The organism is Sphingomonas sp. (assembly GCF_039595165.1).
Classification (GTDB): Bacteria; Pseudomonadota; Alphaproteobacteria; order Sphingomonadales; family Sphingomonadaceae; genus Sphingomonas.
This window is the reverse complement of record NZ_JBCNMA010000116.1, coordinates 1-10,615: the sequence shown is the minus strand read 5'-3', so window position 1 is coordinate 10,615 and position 10,615 is coordinate 1. Positions and strand designations below refer to the sequence as shown.

Sequence of the window (10,615 nt, the reverse complement as noted above, 5' to 3'; positions counted from 1 at the left end):
TCAGCCGGGTGAGCCAGTAGCGGCCAAGGGCAAGCTCGACCGTAAAGGGCTGGACGAGACGTTCGGCGGCGAGGTCCGCCTCGAACATCGCCGGCGGCGCGAGCGCGACGCCATGGCCGGCAAGCGGGGCGGGGAGCATCAGCGCCGAACTATCGAACACCGGTCCGGTCAGGCGCGGGCATGGCGCGTCCGCAGCTGCAAACCAGCGTGGCCATTCGTCGGGGCGGTAGGAGCGCAGCAGCGTCTCGCGCGCGAGGTCCGCCGGCGTGGCGAGCCGCGCGGCGACGGCGGGCGCGCAGAGTGGCGACAGCGGCGCCTCGATCAGCGGGACCGCGTGGGTGCCGTGCCACGCGCCGTCGCCGAAGCGGATCGCATAGTCGAGCCCCTCCCCCGCCAGATCGACGCGGTTGTTGTTGGTCAGCAGCCTCAGGTCGACTTGCGGATGCGCGCGCCGGAAATGGTCGAGCCGCGGCAGCAGCCAGCCCGTGGCGAAGGTGCCGACCACGCCGATCGTCAGCACCTCGCGCATCCGTCCGCCCTCATAGCGGTCGAGCGTCGCGCCGATCCGATCGAAGGCGTCACCGAGCACCGGCACCAGCGCCAGTCCCTCATCGGTCAGCGCGAGGCCGCGCGGCAGGCGGCGGAACAGCGGCACGCCGAGCCGCCGCTCGAGCTGCGCGACCTGATGGCTCACCGCGCCCTGGCTCACGCACAGCTCGGCCGCGGCGCGAGTGAAGTTGAGGTGCCGCGCCGCCGCCTCGAAGGCACGCAGCGCGTTGAGCGGGAGCTGGGGGCGTTCCATCTTCAAAGCATGAGCTGAGTTCATGGCTAAGTCGAGAATTGATGCTTTGTGCAGCAGTCGGTTCGTCAGCATTCTGCGCTCCAACCCGGATCTGTGGAGTCAAGGATGAGGAAAACTGGATTCGTATTGGCCGCACTCACCCTGGTCTCGGGCCATGCCGACGGACATCGCGACGATCCGCTATTGCGCCCGATCGCGCCGGACTATGCCGCGCAATGGCTCAAGCCGCAGGCGACGGTGCTGATGCACGGCCAGAGCTATTATGTCGGGTTCGAAGGACTGGCCGTGGTGCTGGTGCGCACCTCCGCCGGCCTGATCCTGATCGACGGCGGCGTGCCGCAGGCGGTGCGCGCGATCCAGGCCAATATCCGCAAGCTCGGCTTCGATCCCGGGCAGATCAAGTACATCCTCGTCACCGAGCCGCATTGGGACCATGCCGGCGGCGTCGCCGCGCTGGCGCGCGACAGCGGCGCGACGGTGATCGCGGGCGCGCCGGCGGTGGCCGAGCTGCGCCGCGGCACGGTCGGCGCGGACGATCCGCAGGCGAGCATCCACGAACCCATGCCCGGCGTAACGCGGATCCGCGGCGTGCGCGACGGCGAGCAGCTGCGGCTCGGCGGAGTCACGATCACGGCGCGGGCGACCCCGGGGCACACGCGGGGAAGCACCAGCTGGCAGTGGCGATCGTGCGAGGGCAAGGCGTGCGCGACGATCGTGTTCGCCGCGAGCATCAATCCGGTGAGCGCCGACGACTATCGCTTCACCGCCCATCCCGCGCGTGTGGCGCTGTTGCGGAACGGCGCGGTGAAGCTCGCCGCACTCCGGTGCGACATCGCCATCCCCTCCCACCCCGGCACCAACGGCACGCTCGAGCATCTCGCCGCGCTGGGACGGTCGCGCGCGCGCAATCCGCTGATCGACCGGAACGCGTGCCGTTCGCTCGCTGCGACCTATGTCCAGCGGATCGACGCACGGCTGGCGAAGGAGAAGGCGAAGCGGCGCTAGGGCCAGATTGATCCTCCCCCTGGCGAGGGAGGATTGAACCGAACGGATCGATTCCCGGCCAGCGATTGACCCGGGCGCGCGGGGCCGCCAAGCGCGGTCAAGTGAATCGTTCCGCCTCTCCATTGACCGCCTTCGCCGTCGCCGCGCTCGGCATCGCGATCTTCTCGTCGATGGACGCGTTGATGAAAGGGCTGGTGATCGCGCTCGGCACCTACAATGCGCTGACCTGGCGCATGCTCGCCGGGACCGTGGTGAGCGGCATCCCCTATGCACTGTCGCGGCCGCGCTGGCCGGCGCGCGCGGTGGTGCGCATCCATGTGATGCGCGGTCTCGTCTCCGCGGTGATGGCCTATCTCTTCTTCTGGGGCCTCGGGCGCGTGCCGATGGCGCAGGCGATCGCGCTGTCGTTCATCGCGCCGATCATCGTGCTGTTCCTCGCCGCGCTGATCCTCAGGGAGCGGATCACGCGCGTCGCCCTCATCGCCAGCGGGATGGCGTTCGCCGGGGTGCTGGTGATCCTGTGGGGCCAGGCACGCGCAGAGCTCGGGCCCGAGGCATTCCGGGGCGCGATCGCGATCCTCGTCTCGGCGGTCTGCTATGCCTGGAACATCATCCTGATGCGCCAGCAGTCGCTGCTCGCCGGGCCGGGCGAGGTCGCCTTCTACCAGACGCTGATCGTCACCGCGATGTACCTACTCGCCGCGCCGTGGCTGATGGTCGCGCCCCCGCTGGCCGAAGTGCCCGCGCTGGTGCTGGCGGCGATGCTGGCGACGGCGTCGCTGTTCCTGTTGTCCTGGGCCTATGCCCGGGCCGAGGCGAGCTATCTCGCGCCGACCGAATATACCGGCTTCCTGTGGGCGACGCTCTGGGGTTGGTTGGTGTTCGGCGAGCGCGTATCCCTTTTCACCGTCGCCGGGGCGGCGCTGATCGTCGGCGGGTGCATCCTCGCCGCACGGCGGCGCGACCATGCCCCGGTGGCCGACAGCGAGGCGCAACTGCCATGATCACGATCCGACAAGCCGGCCCCGGGGACTTCGAACTGGTCGCGGGCTTCATCCGCAAGCTCGCCGAATATGAGAAGCTGGCGCACGAGGTGCGCTTCGACGACGACGTGCTGCGCGACCACCTGTTCGGCGAGCGTCCGGCGGCCGAGGTGCTGATCGGCGAGGTCGACGGCGTGCCGAGCGGCTTCGCGCTGTTCTTCCAGACCTTCTCGACCTTCGAGGGCAAGCCCGGGATCTGGCTCGAGGACCTGTTCGTCGAGCCGCATGCGCGCGGCGCGGGGCTCGGGCGGGCGCTGCTGGCACGGCTGGCGGCGCTGGTGCTCGAACGCGGCGGGGCGCGGCTGGAGTGGAATGTGCTCGACTGGAACGAGCTGGGCCAAGGCTTCTACCGCTCGATCGGCGCAGCGCATGTCGAGGGCTGGGAGCGCTGGCGGATGGAGATCGCTGCGATCGAGGCGCTGTCGCGTGGCGTTTGACGCGGGCCTGCTCGACTGGGTCGCCGAGGCGGTGGAGCCGATGGGCAACCTCACCCATCGCAAGATGATGGGCGGCGCGACGCTCTATCTCGACGGCACGGTGTTCGCGATCCTGTCGAGCGACGGCGGGCTGTGGTTCAAGGCGGATGGCGAGAGCGACGCGATTTGGGACGCGGCAGGGTGTGAGCGCTTCGCCGTCGAGATGAACGGCCGGATCGCCAGCATGAACTATCGCCGCGCGCCCGACGAGGTGTTCGACGATGCCGATGCGATGCGCCACTGGGCGGCGCTGGGCGTCGAGGCCGGGCGGCGCGCCCCGGCGAAGAAGCCAAAGGTCAGCCGCCGAGCGCGTTGATCGTGAAGGCGATGATGCCGAGGTTGAAGACGAACGCGACGAGGCAGTGATAGGTCACCGCGCGGCGCATCGTCCGGGTGGTGATCGTCACGTCGCTGGTCTGGAAGGTCATGCCGAGGCACCAGGCGAAATAGACGAAGTCCGAATAGTCGGGCTCGGGCGTCTTGGGGAACTCGAGCCCGCCGGCATCGTGCCCATGCTGCTGCCGGTAGAAGAGATGCGCATAATGCAGCGCATAGACGGTGTTCGCGAACAGCCAGCAGATCGCCAGCGTGGCGATCACCAGCGTCAGGCTGCGCGGCTCGGGCGTGCCGGCGGGGACGAGCACGCTGGCGATGGTGGCGAACACCGCGAGGCTGATCGCGGCGGTGATGACGAGCAGCGCGACGCGGTTGGCGTCGTTGTCGCGCGCGGCGGCGCGGATGTGATGCGATTCGTGGCGGAACAGCGGGAGGCACGAGACGAGGAACAGCAACGCCGCCCCGTCGAACGCCGCCATGATGCCGAAATGCTCGCCCAGCGGCGGGATCGCCACCGCGCAGCCGACACCGAGGACCGCGGCGAACAGCAGGAAGCGCGGCGGCGCGACCAGGTTGCCGATGCCGCGGCGATGATGCGTGCGATGGGCCCCGTCCCGCATCCCCGCAGACTAGGCGAGTTGCGGGCGGCTGGCCAGATCGCGCCCTGCACCCACCATATGGGATGTGATCTCGATTATTGAGATTGACTTGACCATTTGAGCAGCGCCGTGTTCTCTCTGCGCAAACAGGAGAGGCGCATGATATTCTGGATTCGCTCGGCGATGCGGTGGATGGCGGTCCTGGCCTGGGTGGCGCTCGCGCCGGTGGCGTTCGCCGACGAAGCGAACTTCGACTCGGACTGGGTCTTCGCCAAGGGCGACATTGCGGGTGCCGAGACGGTCGCGGGCGCGGTGGCCGATTGGCAGAAGGTCGATCTGCCGCACGACTGGGCGATCAGCGGGACGTTCGACCGCAACGCGCTCTCGACCGGATCGGGCGGCTGGCTCCCGACCGGCGTGGTCTGGTACCGCAAAAGCTTCACCCTGCCCGCGGCGGATCGCGGCAAGCGCGTGTTCGTCGAATTCGGCGGGATCATGGATCGCGGCGGGGTGTGGATCAACGGGCACCATGTCGGGCACCGGCCCAACGGCTATTCGACGGTGCGCTACGACGTCACCGATCACCTGAAGTGGGACGGCCCCAATGTGATCGCGGTGCGCGCCGACACCTCGTTCCAGCCGGCCTCGCGCTGGTATGCCGGCGGCGGCATTTATCGCAGCGTTCGGCTGATCACGACCGGGCAGGTCCATGTCGACACTTGGGGCACCTATGTCACCACGCCGCAGGTGTCGGCCGAGCGCGCCACGGTGCGGGTCGAGAGCAGCGTCCGCAACCAGACCCGGCACGACGCGCGGGCGCGGATCGAAGTGACCTTCACCGGGCCCGACGGCAAGACGGTCGGCACCGCCACCAGCGAGGCGGCGGTAGTGCCAGCGGGCCGCGTGCAGAAGCTCGTCGCCCAGGCCGCCATCGAACGGCCGAAGCTGTGGGACGTCGGCAAGGGCAATCTCTACGCCGCCAGCGTCCGCGTGATCGGCGACGGCGGCGCGGCGCTCGACAGCGACCGGGTGAGCTTCGGCGTGCGCGACATCGCGTTCAGGGCCGACACCGGCTTCTGGATCAACGGCCGCAACGTCAAGCTCAAGGGCACCGCGATCCATGCCGATGGCGGCGCATTCGGCATGGCGGTGCCGCGCGACTTCTACGAACGGCGGCTGCGCGGGCTGCAGGCGCTGGGCGTCAACGCGATCCGCACCGCACACCACCCCTTCTCGCGCGAGTTCATGGACTTGTGCGACCGGCTCGGCATGCTGGTGATGGACGAGGCGTTCGACATGTGGACCGTCGCCAAGAACCCCTACGACTACCACCTCTTCTTCGGCGACTGGTCGTCGCTCGACGCGCGCGAGTTCGCGCGGCGCGACCGCAACCACCCCTCGGTGGTGATCTGGTCGGTCGGCAACGAGATCCACGACACGCCCTATCCGCTGGTCGCCAAAGCCAACCTCGCGCGGCTGAAGAAGATCTTCAACGAGGAGGATCCGAGCCGCCCGGTGACGATGGCGCTGTTCCGGCCGAACGTCACCGGGGACTACAGGAACGGGCTCGCCGACATGCTTGACGTGGTCGGGCAGAACTATCGCGAGAACGAACTCACCCAGGCGCACAAGGACAAGCCGACGCGCAAGATCATCGGCACCGAGAACACCAAGGGCCGCGGCAACTGGCTCGCGGTGCGCGACTTCGCGCCCTATTCGGGCATGTTCCTGTGGACCGGCGCGGACTATCTGGGCGAGGCCGACCGCGCGGGCTGGCCCAATATCTCCAACCCCTCGGGCATCGTCGACCGCACCGATGTGGTGAAGTCGATCGGCTGGGAGCGCGCGTCGTGGTGGTCGGAGACGCCAATGGTCAGGATCGGTCGCCGCACCGGCGCGTTCGTCGATACCTCGGGCCTGCCGACCACGGTCGCGATCGCGACGCCGCAGCCCAAGGATGCCGGGGTGCGCAACGACTGGACGCCCGCCTCGCTCGCGCCGCGTGTCGAGAAGGTCGAGCTGGTCACCAATGCCGCCGCGGCCGAGCTGTTCCTCAACGGCAAGTCGCTCGGCCGCAAGCCGGCCAACGCCGATGCCGGCGCGATCGCATGGGACGTGCCGTTCGCGCCGGGCGAGCTCCGCGCGGTCGCCTATGACGCGGCGGGCAAGGCGGTCGCGCGCGACGCGCTGCGCACCGCCGGCGCGCCGGCCGCGGTGCGGCTGGTGGCCGAGCAGACGACGCTGGCGCCGGGTTTCGATCGCATTGGCTTCGTGCGGGTCGAGGTCGTCGATGCCAAGGGCGTGCCGGTGCCCGGCGCGGCGGTGCCGCTGACCGTCCGCGTGAGCGGCGCCGGCACGCTCGCGGCGTTCGACAATGGCGACCCGGCGGATACCACGCCCTTCGCCTCCGCGACGCGCAAGGCCTGGAACGGGCGCGCGCTGGCGATGGTCCGGGCGACCGGAACCAGCGGCACGATCACGGTGGAGGTGACGGGCGAAGGCCTGCGCCCGGCGCGGGTCACGCTGCGCGCGACGGCGCCCTGAGACGAACTGGCCCGGCAATGCCGGGCCGGTCGCTGGATCAGGCCGCGGCCTTGGCCTTCTTCGCGGCCTCGATCGCCTCGAGCGTGATGCGGCGCGCTTCCTCGGCGTCGCCCCAGTCGCCGACGCGGACCCACTTCTCGGTCTCTAGGTCCTTGTAGTGCTTGAAGAAGTGCTCGATCTGCTGGAGCACGATCGAGGGCAGGTCCTGGCGCTCGCCGACGTCCGAATAATAGGGGAACGTCGTGTCGACCGGGACGCAGATCAGCTTCTCGTCGCCGCCATGCTCGTCCTCGAGCTTGAGCACGCCGATCGGACGCGCGCGCACGACGCAGCCCGGGATGAAGGGCGAGCGCGAGATCACCAGCGCGTCGAGCGGATCGCCGTCGGGCGACAGCGTGTGCGGCACGAAGCCGTAATTGGCGGGATAGCGCATCGGCGTGTGCAGGATGCGGTCGACGAACAGCGCGCCCGATGCCTTGTCGAATTCGTACTTCACCGGCTCGCCGCCGGTCGGCACTTCGATGATGACGTTCAGGCTGTGCGGCGGGTTGTCGCCGACAGGAATCATGTCGATGCGCATCTGATCTTCCTCTGTTGGTTCGGCTTCCCCGTCAGCGCGGGGCTAGCAACCGATCCAGGCCACCCTCTCCGGTGCCGATTTTTTCGAGGCGCGGATAGCGCAGGCCATCGTGATAGTCGATGGCTAGTTCGCGATAGCGGGTGCCGCTCTTGACCAGCAGCTTGATCGGGTCCTTCGTCCCCTTGGCCGCCTTGACCGCATCCTTCAGGCGATCGTCCGAATATTCGCGGCCGTTCACCGCGACGATCGTGTCGCCAAGGTCGAGCCCCGCCTCGAAAGCGGGCGAATCCCAGGTGACGCTGCCGATCGCGCCGCCCTTCGCCATCGACAGGCCGAGCGAGTAGCTGAGGTCGGTGCGGCTGGCGCGCTTCTCGCTGTCCTTGAACGCGGCGGTCGGCTCGTCGGTATAGATCAGGCGATAGCCATTGGCGGTGAAGCCGGCGAGCGGGGCGCGCTCGGAAAGGCCGTTCAGCCGCGTCTTGAGGAAGCTCGCCCAGTCATAGGGCTGGATCGCATTGAGCGTCGCGGCGACATCCTCGAACTTGTAGGTGAGCACGCCCCAGTCGCCGTCGCGTACGCCGAAGAAGGCGCGGGCGAAATCGTCCATCGACTTGGTCCCGCCGCTCTCCTTGCGCAGGATCGAATCGGCCTCGAGCCAGATCAGCAGCCCTTCGTTGTAATAGTCCTCCGAGCGCTGCCAGCTCAGCCAGCCCTTGGGGCGGCGCGCGGAGATGATCGGGTCGTTGGTGGTGTCGATCAACGGACGCCAGGTCCGCGCCGGGCGGTTGTCGAGGCTGGCGGCGATATTGGCCAGCATGTCGAGCGTGTCCTGCTTGCTGATAATGCCCGAGCGCGCCTGGAGGATATAGCCCCAGAACTGAGTCTGCCCCTCATAGACCCACAGCAGCGAATCGCGCATCGGGGTGCGGAAGTCCGGCGTCCAGGCGTCGGCGCCGCGGCGGAACTTGCCGTTCCAGCTGTGCGTGAACTCGTGCGGCAGCAGGTTGCGCGAGCCGGGGCCATCGTTCCACTTGGTGAAATAGCCGGGCTTCACGCCATTTTCGGAGCTGCGGTGATGCTCGAGCCCGATCCCGCCCATCTCGTCGCTGATCGAGAGCAGGAACTCGTAGCGGTCGTAATGCTGCGCGCCGAACAGCTTGACCGACTGCTCGACCAGCCGCTTGTGCGCGTCGATCTGCTCGGGAGTCGCGGCGAGCTCGGCCGGTTCGTCGGCGAAGACGTTGAGGTCGACTCGGTCCGACAGCTTGAACTCGCGATAGTTGCGGCCGGCGAAGACGGGCGAGTCGATCAGCGTCTCGTAGTCGGTCTTCTCATAGACATAGTCGGCGCCGACCTTGCGCGCCGGCAGCCCCGACACCGCGGTCCAACCCGCGGGATAGGTGACGGTCGCCTGGATCGGGATGCGCCGAGTGAACCAGCCCGCGGGATAGAGGCTGACCTGCTCGAACTGGAGATTGAGCATCGTCGGCGCGATCGAGACGCGGCCCTGGTCGGGATCGGTGGCGCCGGTGAACTGGAACTCGATGTCGAGCTGTTTCGCGCCGCGCGGCACCTCGACATGGAAGGCCCAGACATCGACCGTGTCGCGAGTCCATGGCACCGCCCTGCCGCCGGCGGTGATCTTGAGGCCCGTCAATTTCTCGATCTCGCCGCGCGCGGCGTGCTTGCCGGGGAGCCAGGCGGGCATCAGCAGCACCATGTGGCCGGCCTCGGCGACGGGCAGCGTCTGCTTCACGCGATAGATCGCCTGCTGGACGTTGGTCGCATCGACCTTGAGCACGATCGTCCCCGGATAGGCGGCGTCGCGCGCAACCGGGATGCGGTTGTCGAACGGCAGCGGCTGGGGCGCGGAGTTCTGAGCGGTGGCGGCGGTGGTGGCGAGCAGCAGGGCGGTGAGCGCGAAGGCGCGGCGCATAAGGGCCTCGATCGTCAGGGAGGATATGTTGTCACACCTTTAGGCGGGGGCATGCGGCGAGGTAAAGTGCCAACAATTGCGGCTGTCGCGGGCCAGCGCGCATGCCAAACACCCTTCACGCCTTGCTTACCATTCGCGCGCTATGCGGAGCGCCATGTATCACGACGCCGCTCTCGCCACGCAGGCCAAGGCCGATCCGCGGCCCAAGTCCGCGGTCAGCACCGGATGCGGGCTCGCGGGCCTGATCGGCATGATCTGCTGGCTCGCCTATGCGCGGATGCACGGGCTCGACGGGCCCTATGCCGCGCTGGTCAACTTGGTCGCGGGCGGCGTGCCGATGGTGCTGTGGGCGGTGCTGGTCGACAAGGTCCACCGCAACCCGACCACGGGCGTGAACTGGGGCACGCCCAGGCCGCTCAAGGAAACGCTCGACATCTCGATCACCAAGATCGCCGGGCTGTGGCTGACCTGGGGCGGGATCGCCGCGATCTACTCGGTGTGCCGCTTCTACTGGGAGGGCAATTTCGCCTTCGCCATGTGGTGCTTCCAGATGGCGGCGCCGGCTTTGTTCATCCTCTCGATCCCATATATCCTGTGGATCGACCGGCGGCTGGAGCAGCCCAGGGACGGCGCCTGGATGCTCGGCGCGTGGCTGCTCGGCAGCAAGGGCGGGCCGATCGACGAGGAGGCGATCCACAACCATCTGCGCAGCTGGGCGGTGAAGGCGTTCTTCCTCGCCTTCATGCTCGCGATCGTGCCGCCGGGGTTCAGCGGGTTCGTGCGCGCGAGCACCGACGGCATCCTGAGCAACCCGATCGCCCTCGCCAACTGGCTGATCACGGGCATGTTCATGTTCGACGTGGCGTTCGCGACGGTGGGGTACATCCTGACCTTCCGCCCGCTCGACAGCCATATCCGCACCGCCAATCCCTACGCCGCGGGCTGGGCGTTCGCGCTGATCTGCTACCCGCCGTTCATCCTGATGGGGAATGGCGGCCCGCTCGACTATCATCCGGGCACGTCCGACTGGACGCACTGGCTGGCGGGCCATGAGGTGCTGCTGTGGATCGTCGGCGCGGTGCTGGTGGCGCTGACCGCGATCTACGCCTGGGCGACGATGGCGTTCGGCTTCCGCTTCTCCAACCTCACGCATCGCGGGATCATCACCCACGGGCCCTATGCATGGACGCGGCACCCGGCCTACCTCTCCAAGAACCTGTTCTGGTGGATCAGCACCTGCCCGCTGCTGGTGACCACGGGCAGCCTGTACGACGCGGTGCGCGCGACGGTGCTC

Annotated in this window: 10 protein-coding genes; 6 read left to right on the top strand and 4 right to left on the bottom strand. The window is 68.4% G+C overall.

Translation table 11 applies throughout. The features are described 5' to 3' along the window. The coding region (locus ABDV68_RS15565) for a LysR family transcriptional regulator (protein ID WP_343521016.1) at positions 1-802 on the bottom strand (802 nt) is incomplete at its 3' end. 126 nt (positions 803-928) lie between these two features. On the opposite strand from ABDV68_RS15565, the gene bla reads away from it, so the two are divergent. The 4 genes from bla (at position 929) to ABDV68_RS15545 (ending at position 3,642) form a co-directional block, all read left to right on the top strand. Continuing rightward, positions 929-1,807 (top strand): subclass B3 metallo-beta-lactamase, encoded by an 879-nt coding sequence (gene bla, locus ABDV68_RS15560; RefSeq protein WP_343521015.1) that lies wholly within the window; start codon positions 929-931, stop codon positions 1,805-1,807. Positions 1,808-1,908: 101 nt separating this feature from the next. Further along, positions 1,909-2,811 (top strand): DMT family transporter, encoded by a 903-nt coding sequence (locus tag ABDV68_RS15555; protein WP_343521014.1) that lies wholly within the window; start codon positions 1,909-1,911, stop codon positions 2,809-2,811. Next, positions 2,808-3,287 (top strand): GNAT family N-acetyltransferase, encoded by a 480-nt coding sequence (locus ABDV68_RS15550; RefSeq protein WP_343521013.1) that lies wholly within the window; start codon positions 2,808-2,810, stop codon positions 3,285-3,287. Before ABDV68_RS15555 ends, ABDV68_RS15550 begins: the two co-directional genes overlap by 4 nt. Next, complete coding sequence (locus tag ABDV68_RS15545; RefSeq protein WP_343521012.1) at positions 3,277-3,642, top strand: TfoX/Sxy family protein; 366 nt, start codon at positions 3,277-3,279, stop codon at positions 3,640-3,642. The genes ABDV68_RS15550 and ABDV68_RS15545 overlap by 11 nt, the downstream gene beginning before the upstream one ends. On the opposite strand, the gene ABDV68_RS15540 is transcribed toward ABDV68_RS15545, so the two are convergent. Next, the gene (locus ABDV68_RS15540; protein WP_343521011.1) at positions 3,623-4,282 is read right to left on the bottom strand and encodes a DUF1345 domain-containing protein; all 660 of its coding nucleotides are present in this window, start codon (positions 4,280-4,282) and stop codon (positions 3,623-3,625) included. The genes ABDV68_RS15545 and ABDV68_RS15540 overlap by 20 nt on opposite strands. 138 nt (positions 4,283-4,420) lie before the next feature. Between ABDV68_RS15540 and ABDV68_RS15535 the strand changes: the two genes are divergently transcribed. Then, positions 4,421-6,805 (top strand): glycoside hydrolase family 2 TIM barrel-domain containing protein, encoded by a 2,385-nt coding sequence (locus ABDV68_RS15535; RefSeq protein ID WP_343521010.1) that lies wholly within the window; start codon positions 4,421-4,423, stop codon positions 6,803-6,805. A gap of 37 nt (positions 6,806-6,842) precedes the next feature. On the opposite strand, the gene ppa is transcribed toward ABDV68_RS15535, so the two are convergent. Beyond that, the gene (gene ppa, locus ABDV68_RS15530) at positions 6,843-7,385 is read right to left on the bottom strand and encodes an inorganic diphosphatase (RefSeq protein WP_343521009.1); all 543 of its coding nucleotides are present in this window, start codon (positions 7,383-7,385) and stop codon (positions 6,843-6,845) included. Between the two features lie 31 nt (positions 7,386-7,416). Continuing rightward, positions 7,417-9,321 (bottom strand): PDZ domain-containing protein, encoded by a 1,905-nt coding sequence (locus tag ABDV68_RS15525; RefSeq protein WP_343521008.1) that lies wholly within the window; start codon positions 9,319-9,321, stop codon positions 7,417-7,419. A gap of 154 nt (positions 9,322-9,475) precedes the next feature. Here ABDV68_RS15525 and ABDV68_RS15520 point away from each other — a divergent pair. Further along, on the top strand, positions 9,476-10,615 hold a 1,140-nt coding region (locus tag ABDV68_RS15520), incomplete at its 3' end, for an isoprenylcysteine carboxylmethyltransferase family protein (RefSeq protein ID WP_343521007.1).